Origin of the sequence: Actinomyces sp. oral taxon 170 str. F0386 (assembly GCF_000195595.1) — a bacterium.
In the GTDB taxonomy this organism is placed as follows: domain Bacteria; phylum Actinomycetota; class Actinomycetes; order Actinomycetales; family Actinomycetaceae; genus Actinomyces.
This window is the reverse complement of record NZ_GL882539.1, coordinates 12,739-35,367: the sequence shown is the minus strand read 5'-3', so window position 1 is coordinate 35,367 and position 22,629 is coordinate 12,739. Positions and strand designations below refer to the sequence as shown.

At 70.1% G+C, this 22,629-nt stretch carries 18 protein-coding genes and 3 tRNA genes; 11 read left to right on the top strand and 10 right to left on the bottom strand.

All coding sequences use genetic code 11. The features are described 5' to 3' along the window. Positions 1-3 precede the first annotated feature (3 nt). Together HMPREF9056_RS06790 and HMPREF9056_RS06785 are read right to left on the bottom strand one after the other, a co-directional pair. Positions 4-2,595, bottom strand: a complete 2,592-nt coding sequence (locus HMPREF9056_RS06790; RefSeq protein ID WP_009403992.1) for an ABC transporter permease — start codon at positions 2,593-2,595, stop codon at positions 4-6. 3 nt (positions 2,596-2,598) lie between these two features. Continuing rightward, on the bottom strand, positions 2,599-3,444 hold the full coding sequence (locus HMPREF9056_RS06785; RefSeq protein ID WP_253269963.1) for an ABC transporter ATP-binding protein: 846 nt from the start codon (positions 3,442-3,444) through the stop codon (positions 2,599-2,601). Positions 3,445-3,727: 283 nt separating this feature from the next. Between HMPREF9056_RS06785 and HMPREF9056_RS06780 the strand changes: the two genes are divergently transcribed. Further along, a complete protein-coding gene (locus tag HMPREF9056_RS06780; protein ID WP_009403990.1) occupies positions 3,728-6,283 on the top strand; it encodes a hypothetical protein in 2,556 nt (851 codons plus the stop codon). A 44-nt stretch (positions 6,284-6,327) separates the two neighbouring features. On the opposite strand, the gene HMPREF9056_RS06775 is transcribed toward HMPREF9056_RS06780, so the two are convergent. Continuing rightward, positions 6,328-7,662, bottom strand: coding sequence for a glycoside hydrolase family 3 N-terminal domain-containing protein (locus HMPREF9056_RS06775; RefSeq protein WP_087942218.1), 1,335 nt, complete (start codon positions 7,660-7,662; stop codon positions 6,328-6,330). 92 nt (positions 7,663-7,754) lie between these two features. Beyond that, the gene (locus HMPREF9056_RS06770; RefSeq protein WP_172635251.1) at positions 7,755-8,129 is read right to left on the bottom strand and encodes a metallopeptidase family protein; all 375 of its coding nucleotides are present in this window, start codon (positions 8,127-8,129) and stop codon (positions 7,755-7,757) included. Positions 8,130-8,354: 225 nt separating this feature from the next. Here HMPREF9056_RS06770 and HMPREF9056_RS06765 point away from each other — a divergent pair. The 3 genes from HMPREF9056_RS06765 (at position 8,355) to HMPREF9056_RS06755 (ending at position 8,661) form a co-directional block, all read left to right on the top strand. Then, positions 8,355-8,427, top strand: a tRNA-Glu gene (locus tag HMPREF9056_RS06765). Positions 8,428-8,466: 39 nt separating this feature from the next. Continuing rightward, positions 8,467-8,540 (top strand) — tRNA-Asp (locus HMPREF9056_RS06760). Positions 8,541-8,588: 48 nt separating this feature from the next. After that, a tRNA-Phe gene (locus HMPREF9056_RS06755) sits at positions 8,589-8,661 on the top strand. 93 nt (positions 8,662-8,754) lie between these two features. Here the strand turns inward: HMPREF9056_RS06755 and HMPREF9056_RS06750 are convergent. Next, positions 8,755-9,279 carry a permease prefix domain 1-containing protein gene (locus HMPREF9056_RS06750; protein ID WP_009403987.1) on the bottom strand — a complete coding sequence of 175 codons (525 nt, stop codon included), beginning with the start codon at positions 9,277-9,279 and terminating at the stop codon, positions 8,755-8,757. Continuing rightward, on the bottom strand, positions 9,279-9,608 hold the full coding sequence (locus HMPREF9056_RS06745) for a PadR family transcriptional regulator (protein ID WP_009403986.1): 330 nt from the start codon (positions 9,606-9,608) through the stop codon (positions 9,279-9,281). Before HMPREF9056_RS06745 ends, HMPREF9056_RS06750 begins: the two co-directional genes overlap by 1 nt. Before the next feature lie 180 nt (positions 9,609-9,788). On the opposite strand from HMPREF9056_RS06745, the gene HMPREF9056_RS06740 reads away from it, so the two are divergent. The 4 genes from HMPREF9056_RS06740 to HMPREF9056_RS06725 all read left to right on the top strand — a co-directional run bounded on the left by HMPREF9056_RS06740 (position 9,789) and on the right by HMPREF9056_RS06725 (position 14,077). After that, positions 9,789-11,234: a mechanosensitive ion channel family protein gene (locus HMPREF9056_RS06740; RefSeq protein WP_034514150.1), complete on the top strand. Its 1,446-nt coding sequence runs from the start codon at positions 9,789-9,791 to the stop codon at positions 11,232-11,234. A gap of 100 nt (positions 11,235-11,334) precedes the next feature. Then, positions 11,335-11,775 carry a peptide-methionine (R)-S-oxide reductase MsrB gene (gene msrB / locus HMPREF9056_RS06735; RefSeq protein WP_009403984.1) on the top strand — a complete coding sequence of 147 codons (441 nt, stop codon included), beginning with the start codon at positions 11,335-11,337 and terminating at the stop codon, positions 11,773-11,775. Positions 11,776-11,777: 2 nt separating this feature from the next. Next, entirely contained in the window at positions 11,778-12,776 is a 999-nt protein-coding gene (locus tag HMPREF9056_RS06730; RefSeq protein ID WP_034514148.1) for an endonuclease/exonuclease/phosphatase family protein, read from the top strand. Positions 12,777-12,955: 179 nt separating this feature from the next. Next, the gene (locus HMPREF9056_RS06725) at positions 12,956-14,077 is read left to right on the top strand and encodes an AEC family transporter (RefSeq protein ID WP_009403981.1); all 1,122 of its coding nucleotides are present in this window, start codon (positions 12,956-12,958) and stop codon (positions 14,075-14,077) included. Positions 14,078-14,099: 22 nt separating this feature from the next. Here the strand turns inward: HMPREF9056_RS06725 and HMPREF9056_RS06720 are convergent, their stop codons facing one another. From HMPREF9056_RS06720 to HMPREF9056_RS06710, 3 genes are all read right to left on the bottom strand, one after another. Then, a complete protein-coding gene (locus HMPREF9056_RS06720) occupies positions 14,100-15,041 on the bottom strand; it encodes a carbohydrate kinase (protein ID WP_009403980.1) in 942 nt (313 codons plus the stop codon). Between the two features lie 469 nt (positions 15,042-15,510). Continuing rightward, positions 15,511-15,840 (bottom strand): exodeoxyribonuclease VII small subunit, encoded by a 330-nt coding sequence (locus tag HMPREF9056_RS13660; RefSeq protein ID WP_087942217.1) that lies wholly within the window; start codon positions 15,838-15,840, stop codon positions 15,511-15,513. 281 nt (positions 15,841-16,121) lie between these two features. Further along, the gene (locus HMPREF9056_RS06710) at positions 16,122-16,859 is read right to left on the bottom strand and encodes a helix-turn-helix transcriptional regulator (RefSeq protein ID WP_009403977.1); all 738 of its coding nucleotides are present in this window, start codon (positions 16,857-16,859) and stop codon (positions 16,122-16,124) included. Positions 16,860-16,982: 123 nt separating this feature from the next. Here HMPREF9056_RS06710 and HMPREF9056_RS06705 point away from each other — a divergent pair, with 123 nt between their 5' ends. Further along, complete coding sequence (locus tag HMPREF9056_RS06705) at positions 16,983-18,362, top strand: MFS transporter (protein WP_009403976.1); 1,380 nt, start codon at positions 16,983-16,985, stop codon at positions 18,360-18,362. A 102-nt stretch (positions 18,363-18,464) separates the two neighbouring features. Here HMPREF9056_RS06705 and xseA read toward each other — a convergent pair whose 3' ends face one another. Continuing rightward, entirely contained in the window at positions 18,465-19,826 is a 1,362-nt protein-coding gene (gene xseA, locus HMPREF9056_RS06700; protein WP_034514146.1) for an exodeoxyribonuclease VII large subunit, read from the bottom strand. 44 nt (positions 19,827-19,870) lie between these two features. Here xseA and HMPREF9056_RS06695 point away from each other — a divergent pair, with 44 nt between their 5' ends. Then, positions 19,871-20,947, top strand: a complete 1,077-nt coding sequence (locus HMPREF9056_RS06695; RefSeq protein ID WP_087942216.1) for a 4-hydroxy-3-methylbut-2-enyl diphosphate reductase — start codon at positions 19,871-19,873, stop codon at positions 20,945-20,947. A gap of 204 nt (positions 20,948-21,151) precedes the next feature. Beyond that, on the top strand, positions 21,152-22,629 hold a 1,478-nt coding region (locus HMPREF9056_RS06690), incomplete at its 3' end, for an amino acid permease (protein WP_301280246.1).

The window sequence follows — 22,629 nt, the reverse complement described above, 5'->3', positions numbered from 1 at the left end:
TGCTCAGTCAGTGGCGATGGCGTCCAGGACGGGGATCCGGGAGGCGCGCAGCGCCGGCCACAGGGCCGCGACGATACCGACCACCACGGAGAGTACGAGCATGCCCACCATCTGGCCCCACGGGATGCTCAGGACATTCAGTCCCCGCTCCTCCAGGAGCCTCTTGAGGGCCGCGGCCAGGACGATCCCGGTCGCTCCGCCCAGGACGGTGCCGTACAGGGCGGTGATGACCGACTCGGTGATGATCTCCCCGGCCAGCTGGGCCTTGCCCAGTCCGACGGCGCGCATGAGCCCGATCTCCCGGGTGCGCTCCGAGACCGAGAGCACCAGGGTGTTGACGATGCCCAGGATGGCGATGACGATGCTCAGCCCCAGCAGCCCGTAGAGAATGGCGAGCATCTGGTTGACCTGCTGGCCGACCTGGTCCGAGATCTGATCGGCGTCGCGCACCGAGTACTGGTAGGTGTCGGCCACGATGTCCTCCGCCTTGTGGCGCACGGTATCGATGTTGGCGCCCTCGTCGAGGGTCAGGAGGATGCCCAGGGGCGAGTCCAGGACGCGGGCCGGGTCGGTGGTGTTACCCGGCGAGCTCCAGGACCCCACCGACGCCGCCAGCTCGGGGGCGATGTAGAAGTTGCCACCGGTTCCCTTCGGGTCGATGAGGGCGCCCACCGTGGCCTCGACCGAACCGTTGGGTCCGGTGAAGGAGACCTTGTCTCCCACCTTGAGCCCCTCGTCCTTCTGGGCGGCCACGTGGGTGGCGTCCAGGTCCTCCAGCGTCCCGGCGCTCACGTTGGCGTCGTAGGCCCTGGAGTAGGTGGCGGGGTCGATGACGACGTTGGTGGCCATCGGGTTCTGGGAGCCATCGGGCTTGGTGACCGCATCGGTGTAGGCGGTGTAGGAGGACGTCTCCTTGACGCCGTCGATCGCCGTGATCTCCTTGGCCTTCTCTGTGGAGAGCCGTGTGCCCAGGCCGTTCATCGACGCGGGCTGGACCACGAGGTCGGCCTTGAGGGACTTGTCGACCTCGTCGGCGGTCGAGGCGTTGAAGGAGGCCGCCAGTGTGGCGCCGGCGCACACCAGCGCCATGCCCACCATGAGGGCGCCCGACGTGTTGGCCGTGCGGCGCGGGTTGTGGATGATGTTGCGCACCGCCAGGCGTCCGGAGGGCCGTAGCAGCCGGAACGGCAGTCCCAGGACGGCCACCACCGGGCGTGCCAGGGTGGGGGAGACGACGAGCAGTCCCAGGACCACCGCGCCCGCACCCACCCCCATGATGGGACTGCGCAGCTCCAGGTCTTTGTTCACCCAGGCGGCGGCGACCGCGGCCACCCCAACTGCCAGCAGCAGCCCGCCGATGAGCGTGCGCCAGATGAGCGACTTCTCCCGGGAGCCTGACACGCCGCGCATCGCCTCGACCGGGTGGGTCAGAGCGGCCTCGCGCGCCGGCAGCAGGGCGCCGACGATGGTGACGGCCAGCCCCACCACCAGTGAGATCACGATGATCGGTCCGGTCAGGCCGGTACCCTCCAGCAGCGGCATGCCCATGGACTCCAGCAGCTTGGCCAGCCCGGCCAGGAGCCCGGCCCCTGCGGCCACGCCCAGGGCGGAGCCGACCACCCCGATGACGATCGCCTGGAGGAACACGATGCCGAACACCGATCCGGGCGAGGCTCCCACCGCCCGCAGCAGCGCGAACTCCTTGACGCGCTGGCGCACGCTCATCGCGAAGGAGTTCATGATGATGAAGGACCCCACGAACATGGCGATGACGACGAAGACCAGCAGGAAGACCTGGATGAAGCCAAGCTGTTCCTCGATGGTCTTGTTCTGCTCCTTGATGAGCTCGGCGCGGGTCTTCACCTGGGCTCCGTCGGGAACGACCTTGGTGACCTCGGACTTGACCGTGTCCACCGAGGCTCCGTCAGCCAGGTCGATTGAGATGTTCGAGACCCTCCCGTCCGGGGCGGCGATGGGCATGAACCATTCCGGGTCCATCCCCACGACCGTCGCACTGGCCATGGAGGACCCGAAGTGGAACTCACCCACCACCTTGACCTCAGTGGGCTCACCCTGGATGACGATATGCGTCGTGTCCCCGACCTTGAGGCCGGAGTTCTTCAAGGCCCCCGACTCCAGGGCGATCTCGCCTCCACCCTGGGGCATGTGACCCTGGGCCCAGGTCCGGCCCGGCTCCTTGTCATACAGCGGCAGGAAGAGCGTAGGTGCTCCCATGCTCGAGACCGGCGTGTCATTGGCGCCCACGAGGACCCCGGTCGTCTGGGCATCGGGCTTGGCTGCCTCGACACCGTCGATCTGCTTGATCTGGTCGGCCAGGGAGCCGTCAATGGGCTCGGTCTGCGTGGAGGCGGCCGAGTTACTACCGCCACTGTTGTTGTCGGAGGCGATCTTGGGACCCTGGACGTACAGGTCCGAGGTAATGGTGGAGGAGGTCAGCTTGGAGAAGGTCTCCGACATGGAGGCGCGCAGTGCCAGCGTGCCCGACAGGAAGGCCACCCCGAGCATGACGGCGAAGGTGGTGAGGAAGAACTGCTTGGCATGGGCGCGTACGGAGCGCCAGGCGACTCGTTTCACGGCTCAGGCCCCCTTGGGAGCGGCGGTGCTGCCGTCGGTGGCGCGGGCTCCGGCGGCGGGCGCGGACTCCGCGTCGCTCAGCTCGCGCAGGGCGTCCAGGACCCGGTCGCGGTTGGGATCGGCCAGCTCGGCCACGACGTGCCCGTCGCGCAGGAAGATGACGGTGTCGGCCCAGGCGGCCGCCTCCGGCTCGTGGGTCACCATGACCACCGACTGCTTGAGGCTATCGACGCTGCGACGCAGGATCTCCAGGACCTGCTCGGTGGAGTGGGAGTCCAGGTTCCCGGTGGGCTCGTCGGCGAAGACGACCGCCGGCTCACCCACGAGGGCCCGGGCGCAGGCCACGCGCTGGACCTGGCCGCCGGAGAGCTCGGCAGGCCGGTGGGACAGGCGCTCGCGGAGTCCGACGGCGTCGATCACCTGGTCGAAGCGCTGCCGGTTGACCTTCTTGCGGGCGATGTCCAGGGGCAGGGTGATGTTCTCCGCTGCAGAGAGGGTGGGGACCAGGTTGAAGGACTGGAAGATGAAGCCGATGCGCTCGCGGCGCAGGCGGGTGAGCCTGCGTTGGCTCATCGAGGAGATCATGTCGCCGTCGAGCATGATCTCCCCGGAGGTGATCGAGTCCAGGCCGGCCAGGCAGTGCATGAGCGTGGACTTGCCCGAGCCGGAGGGACCCATGATGGCGGTGAATCGGGCCCGGGCGATATCGACGTTGACGGCGTCGAGGGCCTTGACGGCGCCCGAGCCGCGACCGTAGACCTTGCTGAGGCTGCGGGCGGAGACCACGGGGTCGTCCACGGGCCGGTGAGGTGTGAGGACGGAGGATGCTGCTGATGCGGAACTACTCATAGGTTCAGTCTGGCAGTGGCATGACTTCCTCGAATCCTCCTGGCGGAGGACCAGCCCCTGACCTCTTGACCAGTCCACCCTGACCTGCGGTAGGGGATGACCCTGAGACGAGAGGATGAGCCCGCGCGTGAGTGGTGGATTTCCTCGGCCGACATCGTTTCTTGACCCTCGCGGCCGAATCGCGATTACCATCGGTGCTGATCGGCGCCTTGTGAAGGACCCGGGACGGGTGCGACGAGCCTGATCAGTCGAGGTCACCATACGTTCTCCTGGAAGGTCTCTGATGGATCCGGCTCAGCTCACGACGGCGGCTCAACAGGCCGATGCGGCGGTCGCCGCGCAAACATCGGATCAGGCCCTGCAGGCCGCGATCGCGCAGACTCGCCCCGACCTGTGGGAGGCGCTGGCGACGAACCCGTCCGCCTACCCGGACCTGCTGGCCTGGCTGTCCGGCACCGGGAACGCCGCCGTGCTGGCCGCACTTCAGGAGCGCGGGTACCAGCCCGACGAGCTGCCTGCCGAGGCTGCCGGGTCGGATCAGGCGGCGGGCGCTGATGCCGTTCAGACCGTTCAGGCCGCTGACGTCGGTGCGGTTCCGGGCGGACACGAGGCCTCGCTCGCCGCGCAACAGGCCGATGCGGCGGTCGCCGCGCAAACATCGGATCAGGCCCTGCAGGCCGCGATCGCACAGAGCCGCCCCGACCTGTGGGCGTCCCTGGCGGCCAACCCGTCCGCCTACCCGGACCTGCTGGCCTGGCTGTCCGGCACTGGCGATGCCACCGTCCTCGCCATCCTCCAAGCGCGCGGGTACTCGCCCGACGTCACCGTGGCATCCGCAGCCTCCGGGGCGACGGCGGCCGAGCCGGCTGACGAGACGACTGATGAGGCGGCCTCGGTGGCGGTGGACGCGCCAGACGTCGAGGCATCAACCGACGAGCCCTCGCCCGAGGACGAGGGTGAGAAGAGCGATGACGCCGAGAATCCCGAAGACCTCGACGACGCTGATGAACCCTCCGATGAGCCGGAGGAGGACGCTCCACAGCCCGACGAGTCGGAGAAGGCGGAGGAGTCGGAGGATCTCTCGGCCAGGGACGCGCAGAATCCTGTGGCGGACACTGAGGAGACCGAGGACACTGAGGACATCGGTGACCTCGAAGACGCCGGTGACGCCGAGCAGGACACCGAGGAGAGCCCCGGCGACAGCGATGAGGCGGACCCCTCGGGCGACGAGCCCGTGGACACTGAGAGCCCGGATGAGCACGAGGACTCAGACACCCCTGCCGATGCCGATTCTGATGCTGAGGGGCAGACCGGCGCTGACGACGCAGCGACCGATGCAGACGATGAGGACTCGGACGAGCGCCGCGAGGACTCAGAGGGCGAGTCCGAGGCCGACATCGACGACGAGCCCGAGGACAGCACCGAGTCAGCCTCCGGGCCTGAGACGGAGGAGTCCGCAGAGGATCAGGCGGCCGGCGCCGCCTCGTCGGGTGAGGAGACGGCATCCTCGGGCGAGGAGCCGGCGGGGCAGACCGAGAGCATTCCCGCCGTTGAGACCACGGCGGTCTTCGCCGCGGCTGGAGCGACGGAGGTCATGGCCTCGGCCCAGTCGGCGGCTCCCGCTGCGGGCTCCGCGGAGTCGGTGGCCATGCCCGTGGCCCCGCCGCCGTCGGCTGAGGACATCGCCGCCTGGGCGGAGACTCCGTCCGGGGCGCCGTCGGGCTTCTCCGCCGCGCAGCCCGCGGTGGAGCTGGACATGTTCGGGCCCCAGATGTCGGCTCAGATGCCTCCGAGTCAGCAGCAGAAGCAGGCGTCGGGATCCAGTACCGGACGTCTGGTGGCCATCATCGTCGTCCTCCTTCTTGTCATCGTCGGTGGAGGCGGTGTGTGGGCCGGATCCTACTTCTCCGGCAAGGGCGACAGCTCCCGGGACAACGCCGGCGACCAGAGCGGGAAGCAGGACCCCGGCCAGGCCAATGCTGCTGCCACGGTGACGGCGTCGGCCCTGCCCTCGGGCGCCGTCGAGGCCTGCTCGAGCATGCCGGCACTCACGATCACCTCGGTGCAGGACGGTCAGGGCGAGCTCACGGTCCAGGCCAATGTGACGACCTCCTGCGCCGACGGTGACTTTCTGGCCGGCTCGTCCAACCAGATTCTCGTCTACAGCTCCACGAGCCCGACCGGTGGGGCCGACGTCGACCATCTCGTGGCCTCGGGGACCTTCGACCTCTCCAGTGAACCGCTCATCATCCCCAACGGTGGACGGACGGTGGTGTTGCGTTTCGGCGAGCAGCACTACTTCCGCACCGCCAAGGACCTCGACCTCAAAAGCCTCAAGGTGACCCCCACCTTCGACCGGGGCTCCCAGTCCAGCGTCACCTCGAGCAGCTCCACGAACTCCCCGATGACGATCGCGACGTCGACGAGCTCCAGTGCCGGCCAGGAGCAGCAGGAGGAGCAGGCCGCCGGCCAGGCCCTGCGGTGGCAGGCCGATCACGACCGCTCACTCGTCATGGGCAAGTTCCTGGGCAAGTGGACCCCGCAGCTGTCCTCCAAGCAGGTGGGCCTGTACTTCGATGGGCAGACCTGGAGCAACCGCTCGATCCTGGCCGAGTTCCTCAAGACGCGGCAGGCCAACCCGAACACCGTCATCGTCAACAGCAGCGACTGGTCGGTGTTCGACGTCGGCGGCTGGTGGGTGACCCTGTCCGGCGAGCTCTACGCGACCGCGGACGAGGCCAACGCCTGGTGCGACACCCAGGGCTACGACTCCGACCACTGCCTGGCCAAGCGCATGGAGTCCAGCGGCTCGCCGCAGGGCACCACCAAGTCCCGCTGAGGCTCCGCCCCCGCGGGATCTGCGCGGGGGCTGGCCGGCGCGCCTCAGGACGGCTGCAAGCCGCTCTTGAGGGCCAGGACCCGTGCGGCCGACTCGTCCACCCGGGCGGCGAAGGCAGGATCCGACTGGGCGGCGGCGACGAGTGCTTTGACCATGTCTGCGGCGACCGTCGGGTCGGCCGAGGCGAGCACGATGTCGCAGCCGGCCCGGATCGCGCGTACGGCCCGCTCGCCGGCGGCCACACCCTGAACCTGAACAGCGGCGGAGACGTCGTCGGTGATGACCACGCCGGTGAAGCCCATCTCGGTGCGCAGCATCTCGGTGACGATCGTCGAGGAGAAGACCGCCGGCGCCGAGGGATCGATGAGCGCGTAGGTGGCCGAGGAGACCATGATGACCTGCGCGCCGGCGGCGATGGCGGCGCCGAAGATGACACTGACGGCGGCGTCGGTGCTGCGGTTCGTGGTGCTGTCGACGACGTTGGCGGAGGTGTCCGTGTTGGCCGTCACCCGCCCCAGGCCCGGGAAGTGCTTGTAGGTGGGAATGACCTTCGAGGCCTGCATACCCTCGGCGAAGGCGCCCGCCTTGGAGGAGACGGTAGCGGCGTCGTGCCCGTACTCCCGCCCCCAGCGGCCGATGGGCTCGTTGGTGCTCGGCCGGTCGATGTCGACCAGGTCGGCGACCGGGGCCAGGTTCATGTTGACGCCGACGTCGGCCAGCTCCTTGCCCCAGGTGCGCGCCGAGGCCACCAGCTGGTCGCGCGGCTGGGTCGACTGGTCCATCGCCGAGGGGATGTCGGAGAAGCCCGATCCGGTCAGGACCTGGACCTCGCCACCCTCCTGGTCGGTGGCCACGAGCATCGGGGCGCTGTGGGTGGTGTCGGGGCCGACCTTGGAGGTGAAGGAGCTGATGACCTTCTGGGTCGCCTGGCTGCCCGCGGTGGTGCGGCCGGCGATGAAGATGTTGCCGACGTGCTGGCTGGCCACGGCCTCGGTGGAGGCTTGCTTGGGGGAGGTGGCGTCCACCCCGACCATCATGAGCTGGCCGACCTTCTCCTCCAGGCTCCAACCCTCCAGCGCCGCGGCGGTCGCGGGCGCGGTGGCCGACGGTGTCGCGCTTGCGGCCGCGGTGGGCGAGGGGGCGGAGGTGGACGACGCAGGCGACGGACCCGTCGGCCTCGCACTGGAGGAGGCGCCTCCGGACGACGAGGAGCCGGGGATGAGGGAGCATCCCGCCAGGGACCCGGCGCCCACCAGGGCTGCCAGGAGCACTGGTCGTCGACTCACGTGGTGCTGCGGGGACGTGCTCGGGTCGGTGGAGGCGGGAGCCTCCCCGGCATCCGGAGCGGCAGGCCGATGGCGGTCGTTCATGCCGGCCACACTAAGGCAGGTTCCGGGGCCTTTGCGAGGCATTGGCTCTCACGGTCGATTGCCTCGGTCCTCTCCCGGGCCGGTCCGGGGTCCCTTCGGCGCTACTCCCATCCCAGCTGGTGGAGGCGCTCGTCGGGGATGCCGAAGTGGTGGGCCACCTCATGGATGACGGTCACCGTGATCTCCTCCACGAGCTCCTCGCGGCTGGTGCACCAGCGCTCCAGGGGTCCGCGGAAGATGAGGATGCGGTCAGGCAGCACCATGGACCAGCCCTCGTCGCGCTCGGTGAGGGGGACGCCGTCGTAGAGCCCCAGGAGCGCGGGCAGGCCGGCCTCGTCGTAGTCCTCCTCGGTGAGCATCTCCGGATCCGGCTCGTCCTGGACGAGCACGACGACGTTGTCCATCACCTCGGCGAGGTCCGCCGGGATCTGATCGAGCGCATCGCCGACGACGTCCTCGAACTCCTGCTCCGACATCCGCCCCAAGGACTGTCCCCAGGGCTGTTCCGCCCCTTGCTGATGCTCCTGGCTCACGGGGCCAGCCTGCCAGACTGCACGGGCCCGTCTCGACCGTCTTCGACGGCCGGAATCCCGCCGAGAACCGAGCGGTGAGGAGGGTCACGCCGTCGGGATTTGCACCGCGGAAGACTGTCCCCTTAGTGTTCATCCCGGTTCGAGGCGCGACGACGTCGAAGGCCCCTGGCCCCCATCGTCTAGCGGCCTAGGACCCCGCCCTTTCACGGCGGTAGCACGGGTTCGAATCCCGTTGGGGGTACGGATTCGCACAAGTGAATAGCTACAGTGAATTCACACTGGCCTCGTGGCGCAGTTGGTTAGCGCGCCGCCCTGTCACGGCGGAGGTCGCGGGTTCAAGTCCCGTCGAGGTCGCGGAAAGGGTTGGTCCGATCAGAAATGGTCGGACCGATTCCATCCCATGGCTCTGTAGCTCAGTTGGTAGAGCGTTCGACTGAAAATCGAAAGGTCACCGGATCGACGCCGGTCGGAGCCACTGCGAGAGGCCCGGAACTCACAAGGTTCCGGGCCTTCGCTCATCCTCCGCCCCCGACCCGGGCGGGACCTGGGCCGGGGTAGAGGATGGCTCTCACTGGCGACTGCGCCGGTAGGTGTAGCCGGTGGTGAAGATCCCGAAGGCGATGGCGGCGACGGGCCAGATGATCCAGGAGATGCCCCAGGCGTCGAAGATGAAGCTCCACAGCAGATAGATGACCACCGTGGCCGGCCAGTAGATGCTGGCCACGAAGCTGATGAAGGGGTCGTCCTTGGTCTCGTTCTGTTCGTTGTGCTGCCAGGTGCTGTAGTCGCCGGAGCCGGTGGGTGCGGGGGTGGTGGGTCGGCCGGGCTCGGACGGGGCGGCAGTGGGGGCTGCCTGCGGGGTGCCGCCGGGCTGGATGTCCTGAGCGATGCCCAGCACCGGGGCCAGCTCCTGAAGGTTGCCGAAGTCGGTGATGACCTGGCCGACCGCCTCGTTGTGGGTCTTGCCCTGTGCGATCGCGTCGTTGTAGGCGTCCTCCATCATGGCGCGCAGCTCGCCGCGGGCCTCGGTCAGGCGCGGTGTGGCCGGGTAGGGGGCGAACATGTTGTCCAGGAAGGTCTCAATGGTGTCCATCAGCGGGATCCTTTCGCGAAGCGGTCGACGAGGGTCTTGGTGTCCTCCCACTCGGAGACCTTGGTGGTCAGGTGGGCAGTGCCTTCGGAGGTGAGGCGGTAGTAGGTGCGGGACTTGCCGGAGTCGGACACTCCTGAGTAGGAGGCTGCCAGTCCGGCGGACTCCAGGCGTTTGAGGGCTGTGTAGAGGGTGGTCTGCTTGATGGTGTACTCGCCGTCGGCGATCTCAGTAATGGTCTTGGCGAGCTCGTAGGCGTAGGACGGCTGTCGCTTGAGCAGTGACAGGACGATGAGGTCGATGTAGCCGCGGATGGCGTCTGCGCTGATCATGTGAACCCTCCTTCCGTGAGGTGTCATGTGTGAGGTGCGGGGCGGTGCCGAGCTCCTTGTGTGCATCTAACGTACTACGTCACACGTAGTACGTCTAGTGGAAGTTTGTGTGATGCGGCGTCTTCGCTCTCGGCCGTTGGTCACAGCCCGGGCACAGGCCCGCTGTCTAGGGTTGGCCCCATGCTCCTCGCAGCCACCACCCCTCCCGCGACTCCCGGCGCGGATCCCAGCGCGAATCCCTCCGTCTCCCCGACTCCCACCCCCTCCGGCCCTACGGGCGTGCCGTCGGTCGATGTGGACGAGACCGTCAAGGTGGTCACCAAGACGACGAGCGACCTAGCCACCATCGCCTGGCAGGCCGGCCTGGGGGCCGCCATCGGCATCGTCGTCGCCTTCGTGGCGGTGGCCATCCTCAGGTTCATGGGCAGGCGCCGTCTCCTGTACCGCGAGATCGTGGAGTTCGGACGCAGGCCCGCCTTCGCCGTCGGCGCCATGACCGGGGCCTTCCTGGGCACCCAGGTCGCCCTGACCGGTCTGCGGCACACCAAGAGTGACTCGACGACGATGGTTGTCATCGAGCGCGGGGTCACCATCGCTCTCATCTTCGCGGTGACCTGGCTCGTCGTCGCCTTCGCCAAGGCCGTCGAGTCCACCGTCGTCAAAGGGGTGCAGGCCAGTGAGAACCAGGGGCGCGCCAACCGGGTGACCACCCAGAGCCAGATCATCCGGCGCGTCACCCAGGTGGTCATCATCATCGCCGGGCTCGTCAGCGCCATCATGACCTTCCCCAGCGTCCAGCTCGCCATGGGCTCGCTGCTCGCCTCGGCCGGTCTGGCCTCCGTCATCGCCGGTATGGCCGCCCGATCCATGCTCGGCAACGTCTTCGCCGGGCTCCAGCTGGCCACTACCGATGCCATCCGCGTGGACGACGTCGTCGTCGTTGGCGACGAGCAGGGCACCATCGAGGAGATCACCCTGACCTACGTGGTCATGCGTACCTGGGATGACCGGCGTCTCATCCTGCCCTCGACCCACTTCACCGAGAACCCCTTCGCCAACTGGACGCGCGGCGGCTCCCAGAGCACCGGCACCTTCACCCTCGACCTGGACTGGCGTGTTCCCATTGCCTCGCTACGTGCCGAGCTGGCCCGGCTCGTGGCCGCCTCCACCGCCTGGGACGGGCGCCAGGCCTCCCTCGAGGTCTCCGACGCCGTCAGCGGTTACGTCACCGTGCGCGTGGTGCTCACCGGGGCCGATCCCGGTGACGTTGGCGCCCTCAAGTCCTATGTGCGCGAGGAGCTGGTCGCCTGGCTTCAGCGCGAGGCCCCCTACGCCCTGCCGCGCACGCGGGTGGAGGTCGAGCAGGTCGAGGTCACTCAGGACCTCAGCCCCGAGCAGGTGGCCCGCACCGCCGAGGAGATCGTTGCCAAGCAGAAGGCTGAGGCCGATGGCGCCGCCACGGTTGCGGCTGGTGGCAGCGCCACCGCTGAGGCCCCTGCGACCACCGAGGCCGCGGGCGAGAGCGCCGCTCACGGCCTGGGAGCCCGGCGCGCCGTCACCCTGGGGCGCGCCATGGGCCGCTCCCTGCTGCACCGCGCCCGGCGCGGGGGCCTGGGGCCCAGGTGAGCCGGGCAGCCGCTACGTGGCCGGCGCCCCGTCGGACGGGTCCGTTTTCGCTGCGTGAACGCAGGTCGCCCGGCGCCGTCGAGCGGGCCACGATGAGCCCATGAGTACCGACAAGAGCGCTGGCCCCTCCGGCCCAGTCGTCGACCTGGAGGCCGCGGCGCGCACCGACGCCCAGTGGCGCGCCGCCCTGAGCCCCATGGAGTACCACGTGCTGCGTGAGGCCGGCACCGAGCGGCCCTTCACCGGGGCTCTGCTCGACGAGCACCGCGAGGGCATCTACCGCTGCCGCGGCTGCGGCGCCGAGCTGTTCCGCTCCACCACCAAGTTCGACTCCCACTGCGGCTGGCCCTCCTTCTACGACCCCTCCGACTCCGAGGCGGTCACCCTGAGTACCGACACCTCCCACGGCATGGTGCGCACCGAGGTCCGCTGCGCCACCTGCGCCAGTCACCTGGGTCACGTCTTCGACGACGCCCCCCAGACCCCAACCGGCCAGCGCTACTGCATGAACTCCGTGAGCCTGACCTTCGAGGGGGAATGAGCATGATCCGGGTCCTGAGCCTCAACCTCCAGCACGGCCTGCTCGGCGCCGGGGCCGGGGATGGCAGCGCCGCCACCGGCTCACTGGCCGGGGCCGACATCTCCGACTCGGCCACCGCCCGCGCCGTCATGCGGGCCACCGCCGAGCAGATCGCCGAGCTGGCCCCCGATGTCGTCGCCCTCCAGGAGGTGGACCTGGGCCAGGCTCGTTCTGGGCGCCTTCACCAGGCGGCCTTCCTGGCCGAGGAGCTGGGCATGCCCACCTGCCGCTTCGCCGCCAGCTACGCCGGGCCGGTGGTGGGGCTGCGCCGTCGGCCCCTGCGTACCGCACTGAGCTCGCCGACCGATGACGTCCTGGGGCTGCTGCGCGCCGCCGTCGGTGCCGGGCCGATCGGCTACGGCAACGCCCTCCTCTCGCGCTTCCCGGTCTCCGGCTGGCACGTCAAGCGCCTGGGGCGAGGGGCCTCCAGCGTGGAGAAGCGCGGTGAGCGGGCCTGGGACCCGCGCTCCTACCACGTGTCCACCGCCTCCCAACGCATCATGGTGGCCGCCACCCTCGAGGTGCCTGACGACGTCGGCGGGTCGGTCCGCCGGCTGTCGGTCGCCTCCACCCACCTGGCGACCCGCGAGTCCATGGCGGCGCGCCAGCTCGCCGACGCCTGGGGGGCGCTCGCCGGACTGCCCGGCCCGCACCTGCTCGTGGGCGACTACAACCTCAGCGCCGAGCAGGTCGCCGCCCTGGGACTGGGGCGGACCGTGGGGGAGGGGCACACCTTCCCCGCTGCCAACCCTCATCGGCGCATCGACCACGTCCTGACCGACCTGTGGCCCACCGGCCCCGACGGCCTGCCACTGGCCGACGAGGCGGCGGTGGCCGCGGCGGGCACAGCCGGGGCGGACGGTGCCGGGAGCCCGCTGCTGCGCGCCGTGGACTGGGGGACCGCCTCCTTCATCATCTCCGACCACGTCGGCACCTGGGTGGACCTCGAACCGGTCGGCTAGCGGCCGCTCGTCGTCCGCGAGGTCGTCCACCTGACGCGCTTTGCTCCGTCGCGGTCCCCGCCCTCACGCGGTGGTACCTGATGCCGCGCGTTCGAGGGGGAGAGGGTACGACCGCGGGGACTACCCTACGAACGCGAGACCGGGCCTGCGACCCGTCCGGTCGATGAGAGGGGGCGGTGATGGCCGATGTCGTGGCGGGGCTGGCCGTCTTCGGTGCCGTCATCGCCGTCGGCTGGCTGCTGGTGCGCGCCCGGGCCGTGCCCGCTGACGCAGACGGGGTCCTCACCCGCGTCTGCTTCTTCGCCGCCACTCCGGCGCTGCTCGTCACCACCCTGAGCCGAGCGGATCTGACGGCCGTCGTCTCCCGGTCCACCGCCGTGGCCGTGGCCGCCGAGCTCGCCGCCATCGTCTCCGCCTGGTGCCTGCACCGCCTCGTGCTGCGACGCTCCACCGCCGAGGCCACGATCGGTGCACTCGCTTCCGGCTACGTCAACGCCGCGAACCTGGGGATCCCGGTGGCCGTCCTCGTCCTGGGGGACGCGGCCACCATCGCCCCGATCCTCCTGCTCCAGCTCCTGGTGCTCACGCCCGTCACCTTCACCGTGCTCGACGCCGTCACTCGGCGCGGCAACCCGTCTCGTCTGGCGACCCTGACCGTCCCGCTGCGCAACCCGCTGCTGTGGGGAGTTGTGGCCGGGACCGCGGCGAACCTGGGCGGGGTGAACCTGGAGGAATGGTGCGGGGGCTACCCGGCCCAGGGTCTGGAGATGCTCGGGCGCGTCGCGGTGCCGCTCATGATGCTGGCCCTGGGCATGAGCCTGGCCGGGGCACCCAGGCCCCTGCGGAACACCGCAGCGGACGAGCCCGCCCAGGCATCTCAGCCGAGCTCGCCGGCCCACCCGGTTCACGCTGTTCAGGAACCTCTCACCACCGGCTCGGACCAAGGCGTCCGTGCGGCTGAGCAGGCGGTGGACCAGCCTCCTCAGGCAAACGAACCGCACACCCCTGATGCGGCGTCGTCATCGCTTCGGGGCGCCGGCCGGCGCAGTGGCCTGTGGCTGGCCGTGGGCTGGAAGCTCGCCGTCATGCCGGGGCTGGCCGCCGTCGTCGGGCTGACTGCGGGACTCAGCGGAGCGCAGCTGCTGACCCCGGTCGTCACCGCCTCCCTGCCCACGGCGCAGAACGTCTTCATGTACGCCTCGCGCTACGGAGTGGGCAAGGACCTGGCTCGCGACGCGGTCCTGCTGACCACCGCCGGATTCGTGCCCGTGGTCCTGCTCGCCGCCGCGATCCTGCGCTGACCGCGGCAGCCAGCAGGATGGCTCAGGGCAGCTCGTCGCGGGTGGGCGGGTTGGCCCCGGCCCGCGAGACCGTGATGTCGGCGATGGCTGCGGCGTGACGCACGATCCGCTCCAGGGTCTCGGCGTCCACCGCGCGCAGCGCCTCGCGCCGATCCGCGCCCACGAGGTCCTCGCTCCACAGGGCGTCCTCCAGACCGCCCATGAAGGAGTCGCCGGCGCCGACCGTGTCGGCCACGACGACGCTCGGGTCGGCGGGCACCTCCAGACGCACTCCGGAGGCGGACAGGGCCAGGGCCCCCTTCTTGCCGCGCGTGACGACCACGATGGCCGCGCCCTTCTCCAGCCAGGAGCGCAGCACCGACTCCAGGTCCGCGTCCTCGCCGTAGAGCCAGGCGATGTCCTCATCGGAGCACTTGACCAGGTCGGACAGGGCCACCAGGCGCTCGACGATCCGGCGGGCGTCCTCGGGCTCACCCATGAGCTGGGGACGGGCGTTAGGGTCGTAGGCGATGGTGGAGGTGGCGCGGGTCTCGCGCAGCACCTGCTCCACGGTGGCGGCGCCGGGGGCCAGGATCGCCGCGATCGAGCCGGTGTGCACCAGCAGCGGTGAGTCCCCGTCAGTCAGGTTCGGGCGCGGCGGGTTCCAGTCCAGGTCGAAGAGGTAGGTGGCGGCGCGGTCCTCACCGATGGTGGCCTGCGCCGTGGAGGTGCGCTCGGCGCCGTCGGCGCCCGCAGCCAGGCGGACCCCGGAGGCCTCCAGGTGGGCGCGCACGGCCTTGCCGCGCTCATCGGTGCCGATCCAGCAGTGCAGCTCGGCGTCGCGACCCAGGCGCGCCAGGCCCAGAGCGACGTTGGCGGGCGAGCCGCCGGGAATGTCCACGGGCTCCTGCCCGGGGTGGATGACGACGTCGACCAGCGCCTCGCCGATGACGAGGGCGGATCCTTGGCGGCCGGGTGCGGTCATAGTGACTCCTTGGTGCGGGACCGGGGACCGGTCGCTGTGAGTGAGGTGAGAGGGAGAGACGGCGAGGGGTGATCCGGGCAGAGCGGTACGCGTCGGCGCGAAGCTCACGTGGATGGTCGGCAGGATGGTCGATGAGTGGGGCCGAAGAGTGAACACTCACAGACTACCGATCCGGTACCGTCCTCAGGGCGTGTCTCGCCCGACGATGTCCAAATCCGTGACAAAGGAGCTCCAGGTCCCGGACCGCATGAACGGAAACCTTGGAATCATGCGGTTGCGCTCCGACTGAATGAGAGTGATCCGAGCCTTTGTCACAGATTTGGACATCCACGGCTCCCTTCCGGCTCCTGTTTTGGTTCCCGGCGGCGCTCGGTCAGTGCACCGTTGCCAGCCGGAGCCCCGGTCCTTTCGTCGCGCGGGCGGGCGCGAGCTCGGCCTGGAGTCGCTGATCCGGGCGGGTCATGCCCTGTCAGTCCGCGGACTCGTCCTGAGCGACAGCGGCCAGGCGGGCGCGGGCGTCATCGAGCCAGGTCTGGCAGCGCTGGGCCAGGGCCTCGCCGCGCTCCCACAGGGCCAGGGAGTCCTCCAGCGGGACGGAACCCGCCTCGAGGCGCTGCACGACGGCCACCAGCTCCTCGCGCGCCCGCTCATAACTGAGTGAGGCCACGTCCTCGTTGGCGCTGGAAGCACCATCACCGGAGGATGCCGACGACGGTGAAGACCCTGACGATGCCGAATAGGCGCTGTTCTGGGGTGAGTACTCGTCTGGGTGCTGGTCGGAGTATGGGCCGGGGTTCATCTCGGAGCTCACATGCCGATTCTCGCACGGGCCGGCCCAGGGGTAGAGTGGACGAGGCGGACCGAGGTGATGCCCTCGGCGCAAAAGTGTCCAAGAGGGACGACTTTGACGGTGCCCCGTCTCAGTGGCGTTCGCATCTGTGCTGGCCAGAGCGTTTTGGTGCGGTGTCGACTGGTTGTGGAGGCTCCAAAATCGTCCCATATGGACAAAATCCTGACCTGAATCTCTCTTTGACTCCTGCTGGTTCCGGTCGAAGAGCACCGATGCGTCAGCCCCCACTTCTATCCTGCTGCGTCGTTGGGGGTTCTCTCATCGAGGCGTGTCAGCACTCCCTCCAAACCTGCCTGCGCCAGTGCCTCGCGGCCGGCCTCTGTGAGTTTCACCGCCCGGGTCCGCCCGATGCGCGCGATCCAGGCGCGATCGAACAGCGCCTGCGTCAGTGCGGTCCCCAGCGGACCGCCGAGGTGGAACCGCCGCTCAGTGGAGTCCATGCACGCCTCCCCACGGGTATGAAGCGGCTTCTCCATCCCCCAGGTAGCCAGGAGGTCCTCGCCGGAACCGGTCAGTCCCCACGAGGGATCCAGGTGGCCGCGCTCCCGGAGCTGCTCGGCCAGCCCCACACCGAGTCGCCCGGCCAGGTGGCGGTAGCAGGTACGGGCTGCCAGCACCCGCCTGTTCGCCGTCCACGCGTTGAGACTGCGCGCCGTGGGCAGCACTGATGCCGCCATCACCCCCAGGGCCTCGATGACCCGAGCCGCCTCGGGCCCTGAGAGCGTGATGTAGCAGTGCCGCCCCTGCCGGACCCTCGTGACGAGACCGCGCGCCGCCAGCACGTCGACATGCTCGCTGGCCGTCGACCGCGCGACCCCGGCGTATGAGCCGAGCTCGCCCACCGTCCAGGCGCGACCGTCCATGAGCGCCGCGCACATGGCGGCCCGCGACGGGTCGGCCAGCGCCGCAGCCGTTCCGGCGACGTCGGGAACCGCCTCGGGGAAGAGACGATCGGGAAGCCGTGACATGCGGCCAGTATGCGCCCGCGCCGGTTCGGTCCGGACCGAACAAGGTCCGCTCTAGCCTGCCGGTGACCGGCAGCAACCGGCAGACGGGGCCAGAACGGGGCCAGAGGAGCAAGGAGACCACTCATGAACGGATACCGACGGTGCGGCGCCCTCATCGCGGCGCTGCTCGGATTCTTCATCGTCATGCTCGACACGACGGTCGTCAACGTGGCGCTGGCACGGATCGGCGGGGACCTGGGCGTCCCGGTCGCCTCCCTGCAGTGGGTCGTCGACGCCTACGCCCTCACCTTCGCAGCCCTGCAGCTGTCGGCAGGGGCGGCCTGCGACCGGATGGGCGCAAGAAGCGTCCACCTGCTCGGCCTGGCGGTCTTCGGCCTGCTCTCGGCGGCCTGTGCCCTGGCCCCTGCCGGCGGCGCGCTCATCGCCTTCCGCGCGTTGCAGGGTGTCGGTGCCGCCGCGATCGTCCCGGCCTCCCTGGCAATGCTCTCCCTCATCCATGATCGCCCCGCCGACCGGGCCCGAGCCATCGGCCTGTGGGGAGGAGCCGGTGGTGTTGCCGCGGCCGTCGGTCCGGTGGCCGGGGGACTGCTCGTGACTTTCACCGGCTGGAGGCTCGTGTTCTGGGTGAACCTTCCCCTCGTTGCAGCCGCCCTGTGGCTCACCGCCCGCTGCCTGCCCGCGCCGGAGACGCGGTCGCTGCGACGACGCGAAGGCGGCGACCTGCCCGGGCAGGTCCTCTCCGTCGCAGGGCTCGCGGCCGCCACCTACGGGATCATCGCCGCGGGCGAGCACGGGTGGAGCCCGCCCGTTGTCGCCTCGACCCTCGCCGGACTGAGCCTGTTGGCGGCCTTCGTCCTGGTTGAACGGACCGCGAGCAGGCCGATGCTGCCGACGGCGGTCTTCTCCCGACCGCGTTTCGCCGTGGCCGCCGCGGTCGGGTTCGCGCTCAATACCGGATTCTTCGGCCAGCTCTTCGTCCTGGCCCTGTTCCTCCAGCGCTACCTGGGCTATGAGCCGTGGCTCGCCGGCCTGGCCCTGGCGCCGCAGGCGTGCAGCGCCGTCGTCGCCTCCCCGATGGGAGGCAGGATGACCGCCAGGATCGGGGCGTTCCCCACGATGCTGACCGGGCTGCTCACCGGGGCGGCCGGGTTCGCGGAGCTCGCTGTCGTCACGGCCTCGACGCCGTACCCGCTGGTGGCGACCCTGACCTTCCTGGGCGGTTTCGGCACGGCACTGACCATGCCCGCCGCAACCTCGGCCGCCGTCGCCTCCGCGCCGGCGGGGTACACCGGCGTCGCCGGCAGCGTCATCAACGCTGCCCGGCAGACCGGCAGCGTCGTCGGTGTGGCCGTCCTTGGCAGCCTGATCGCTTCAGGCGACTTCCTGACCGGCTTCCACCGGGCGGTCGTCGGGGCGTCGGCCGTTTTCGCTGTGGCCGCGATCCCCGTCGCCGTCGTCGTCCTCAGGGCAGCCGGTCGCCCGGAGCGCGTGGACGCACCATAGGTCTCGACGACTGCGCCACGGTGCCGCCCGCGAGCTCTCGGGTACGTCCGCGGGAGTCCTGCGAGGCCATCAGCGTGCGCCGCTCCGGGACCTCGCCGGCGTTCAGTCGATGTTGGCGGGCCGGGGCCTGGTGGCGCCGACGACCTGGGCGACGAGCCGGCCGTGAGCCAGAACCCCCTCGATGAGGTCGCCCTTCTTGACGTCCTCGGCGCTGGTGATGACCTTCCCACCGGGGGTGCGCAGGATCGTGTAGCCGCGGTCGAGGACCCCTTGCGGCGACAGGGCCGTCAGGCGGGCGTGGTCGGCGCGCAGGTCCGCGGCCGCCAGCGACAGGCGGTGGCCCACGGCCCGGCGCATCCGGTCGCGGGCCTGGCCCAGCTCGATGACCCGGTCGCGCACGATCGAGGTGGGGTCGGCCATGACCGGCCGGGCCCGCAGCTGGTCCAGGGCAGCCTGCTCGGCGTCCAGCCGCGAGGCCAGCACGGTGCGAAGGCGCTCGCGGGCCGAGTCCAGCCCCACCGTCTCCTGGGCGAGGTCGGGGACGATCCGGCGGGCGGCGTCGGTGGGGGTGGAGGCCCGGTAGTCGGCCACCAGGTCCAGCAGAGGGCAGTCGGTCTCGTGGCCGATCGCCGAGACCAGCGGCGTGCGGCAGGCGGCTGCGGCGCGCACGAGCCCCTCGTCGGAGAAGGGCAGCAGATCCTCGACGGCGCCGCCCCCGCGGGCCACGACGATGACGTCGATCTGCGCATCGGCGTCGAGCTCCTGGATGGCGCGGGTGACCTCACCGACGGCGCGCGCCCCCTGGACGGCGACCTCCCGGACCTCGAAGGGCAGGCCGGGCCAGCGCAGGCGGGCGTTGACCAGCACGTCGTCCTTGGCCTTGGCCTGGCGGCCGCACACGAGACCCACCTTGTGCGGCAGGAAGGGCAGGGGGCGCTTGCGCTCGGCGTCGAACAGGCCCTCGGCGGCCAGGATGCGGCGCAGCTGCTCGATACGGGCCAGCAGGTCGCCGACGCCGACGGGCCGGATGTCGTCGGCCTGCAGCTGGAGCGAGCCCCGCTTGGTCCAGAAGGTGGGCTTGGCGCGGACCACCACGCGGGCGCCCTCGCTCAGCTCGGCACCGGTGCGGGCCAGGACGGCGTCGAGGACGCGCGCGTAGATGGCCACCGACATGGAGACGTCGGCGTCCGTGTCCCGCAGGGTGAGGAAGGCCATGCCGGCGCCGGGGCGCCGGTTGAGCTGGATGATCTGGCCCTCCACCCACACCTGGCTCATGCGGGCGACGTACTGGTCGATCTTGGAGGACAGCAGCCGCAGCGGCCACGGGTTCTCCGCAGTAGTGAGATTCGCGCGCGGCGCCAGCTCCTGCGGGGCGCCGTCCGTGGCGGAGGCGGGCACCGCGCCGCCGTCGGGGGAGGACTGCGGGCTGGGCTGGGTGGGGCTCTGGCCTGTCACATGCACCACTGTGCCACGTCCGCCACTGGGGACCCGGGTCCTACTGTGGCACAGTGGTTGCCGTGACGATGACCGAGCTCGCCACCGAGCAGACCGACGCCGCCGTGCCCTCCTCGCCCTCCTCCAAGCGCGGCAAGCGAGTCCTCATGGCCGCCCCGCGCGGCTACTGCGCCGGCGTGGACCGGGCTGTCGACGCCGTCGAGCAGGCCCTGGCCCACTACGGGGCGCCGATCTACGTGCGCAAGGAGATCGTCCACAACAAGTTCGTCGTGGACGCCCTCTCGAAGCGCGGAGCCGTCTTCGTCTCCGAGACCGACGAGGTGCCGGTGGGCGCCCGCGTCGTCTTCTCCGCCCACGGCGTCTCCCCGGCCGTCCACGCCGAGGCCGCCGAGCGCCGGCTGGCCACGATCGACGCGACCTGCCCGCTGGTGACCAAGGTCCACAAGCAGGCGGTGCGCTTCGCGGACAAGGACTACGACATCATCCTCGTGGGCCACACCGGCCACGAGGAGGTCGAGGGCACCCAGGGCGAGGCGCCCGAGCACATTCAGGTGGTCAACGGCCCCCACGAGGTGGACCAGGTCGAGGTGCGCGACCCCTCCAAGGTCGTGTGGATCAGCCAGACCACGCTGAGCGTCGACGAGACCCTGGAGACGGTGCGTCTCCTGCGCGAGCGCTTCCCGGAGATGATCGACCCGCCCGGCGAGGACATCTGCTACGCCACCCAGAACCGTCAGGCCGCGGTCAAGCAGATCGCCCCGCAGGTGGACCTCATGATCGTGGTCGGTTCGGGCAACTCCTCGAACTCGGTGCGTCTCAAGGAGGTGGCCCTGGAGGCCGGTGCGGGAGCCTCCCACCGGGTGGACTTCGCCAGCGAGATCGACCCGTCCTGGCTCGACGGTGTCGAGTCGATCGGCCTGACCTCGGGTGCCTCGGTGCCGGAGATCCTGGTGCGAGAGGTGATCGAGCGCCTGGCCGAGCTCGGGTTCGACGACGTCGAGGAGGTGCGCACCACCACGGAGAAGATCTCCTTCTCCCTGCCCAAGAACCTGCGCGCCGACCTCATGGCGGCCCAGGAGTCCCCGGCCACCCACAAGCGCCGCGAGCCGGCCGCCGGCCACACCTGCTGAGGCTGTAGCGGCCTTTTGTACCGCCGTCGGCCGTGATCGTCAGCACAGCCCGGGTGCGTGAGACAGACCGAACGTGAACGACGGGTTGCGTGCTCGGCGATTACCCTCGGTTGGGTGACACACTCTCATGACGAGCATGACGAGTCGGCCCCCAGCGGTCACTCTCCCGCCGAGCCGATCGACCGGCCCGACGCCGTCGATGCTCTGGTTTCTGACGCCTCCGGCCAGGTCTCCAACGAGGCTCTGGAGGAGGAGAGCGGGCTGCAGCGGAGCCTGACCAGCCGGCACATGCAGATGATCGCTATCGGTGGTGCGATCGGCACGGGGCTGTTCGTGGCCTCGGGCGCCACAGTCTCCACGGCCGGGCCGGGTGGCGCCCTGGTGGCCTACGCGGCGATCGGCCTCATGGTGCTGCTGCTCATGCAGTCCCTGGGGGAGATGACGGCGCACATGCCGGTGGCCGGCTCCTTCCAGACCTACGCCACCCGGTTCGTCAGTCCCTCCTTCGGCTTCGCCATGGGCTGGAACTACTGGTTCAACTGGGCGATCACGGTGGCGGCCGAGCTGGTGGCGGCGGGGATCGTCATGGCCTACTGGCTGCCGGGGGTGCCCTCGTGGATCTGGGCGGCACTGTTCCTGGCACTGCTGACGACGCTCAACGCCCTGTCCGCCAGGGCCTTCGGCGAGGGAGAGTTCTGGCTGTCGGCCATCAAGGTGGTCACGGTCGTCGTCTTCCTGATCGCGGGCGTGGCGATGATCGCTGGCGTCATCGGCGGCAGGCCCGCGGGCTTCGGCAACTGGACCACCGGGGACGCGCCCTTCCACGGCGGGATGCTGGCGATCGTGTCGGTGTTCATGGTGGCCGGGTTCTCCTTCCAGGGCACCGAGCTGGTGGGCGTGGCGGCCGGTGAGGCCCGCAACCCGCGCCGTGATGTGCCCAAGGCGATCCACACGGTGTTCTGGCGGATCATGATCTTCTACATCGGGGCGATCGCGGTGGTCGGCTTCCTGGTTCCCTACACCGACCCCAACTTGCTGCGCTCGGAGACCTCCGACATCTCCTACTCGCCCTTCACCCTGGTCTTCGAGCGGGCCGGGATCGGGATCGCGGCCGCCATCATGAACGCGGTCATCCTCACCGCCGTGCTCAGTGCCGGGAACTCGGGCCTGTACGCCTCGACCCGCATGCTGCACTCGATGGCCCTGCAGGGCCAGGCGCCGGCCTGGTTCGCCTACGTCAACCGGCACGGGGTGCCGGTGCGTGCCCTGGGGGCGACGGCGCTGGTGGGCGCCGCAGGCTTCCTTACCGCCGTGGTGGGCCAGGACACCGCCTACACCTGGCTGCTCAACGTCTCCGCCCTGTGCGGGTTCATCGTGTGGCTGGGGATCGCCGTGTGCCACTTCCGCTTCCGGCGCGCCTACGTCCTCCAGGGCAGCGACCCGGCCGACCTACCTTACCGGGCCCCCTGGTTCCCGCTGGGACCGATCCTGGCCTTCACCCTGTGCGCCCTGGTGATCCTGGGGCAGAACTACGAGGCGGTCTTCAAGGGACAGCTGCTGGAGGTGCTCTCCTCCTACATCGGCTTGCCGGTCTTCGGGGCCATCTGGTTGGGGCACCGATTGGTGTCCGGCTCGCGCGTGGTGCGCCTGGAGGACGCCGACGTCTCCGGCGTCGTCGTCCA

Coding starts and splice junctions, on each gene's coding strand:
- HMPREF9056_RS06785 (WP_253269963.1), bottom strand. CDS start 3,444: ATGAGTAGTTCCGCATCAGCAGCATCCTCCGTCCTCACACCTCACCGG.
- HMPREF9056_RS06780 (WP_009403990.1), top strand. CDS start 3,728: ATGGATCCGGCTCAGCTCACGACGGCGGCTCAACAGGCCGATGCGGCG.
- HMPREF9056_RS06770 (WP_172635251.1), bottom strand. CDS start 8,129: ATGTCGGAGCAGGAGTTCGAGGACGTCGTCGGCGATGCGCTCGATCAG.
- HMPREF9056_RS06750 (WP_009403987.1), bottom strand. CDS start 9,279: ATGGACACCATTGAGACCTTCCTGGACAACATGTTCGCCCCCTACCCG.
- HMPREF9056_RS06745 (WP_009403986.1), bottom strand. CDS start 9,608: ATGATCAGCGCAGACGCCATCCGCGGCTACATCGACCTCATCGTCCTG.
- HMPREF9056_RS06740 (WP_034514150.1), top strand. CDS start 9,789: ATGCTCCTCGCAGCCACCACCCCTCCCGCGACTCCCGGCGCGGATCCC.
- msrB (WP_009403984.1), top strand. CDS start 11,335: ATGAGTACCGACAAGAGCGCTGGCCCCTCCGGCCCAGTCGTCGACCTG.
- HMPREF9056_RS06730 (WP_034514148.1), top strand. CDS start 11,778: ATGATCCGGGTCCTGAGCCTCAACCTCCAGCACGGCCTGCTCGGCGCC.
- HMPREF9056_RS06725 (WP_009403981.1), top strand. CDS start 12,956: ATGGCCGATGTCGTGGCGGGGCTGGCCGTCTTCGGTGCCGTCATCGCC.
- HMPREF9056_RS06720 (WP_009403980.1), bottom strand. CDS start 15,041: ATGACCGCACCCGGCCGCCAAGGATCCGCCCTCGTCATCGGCGAGGCG.
- HMPREF9056_RS13660 (WP_087942217.1), bottom strand. CDS start 15,840: ATGAACCCCGGCCCATACTCCGACCAGCACCCAGACGAGTACTCACCC.
- HMPREF9056_RS06710 (WP_009403977.1), bottom strand. CDS start 16,859: ATGTCACGGCTTCCCGATCGTCTCTTCCCCGAGGCGGTTCCCGACGTC.
- HMPREF9056_RS06705 (WP_009403976.1), top strand. CDS start 16,983: ATGAACGGATACCGACGGTGCGGCGCCCTCATCGCGGCGCTGCTCGGA.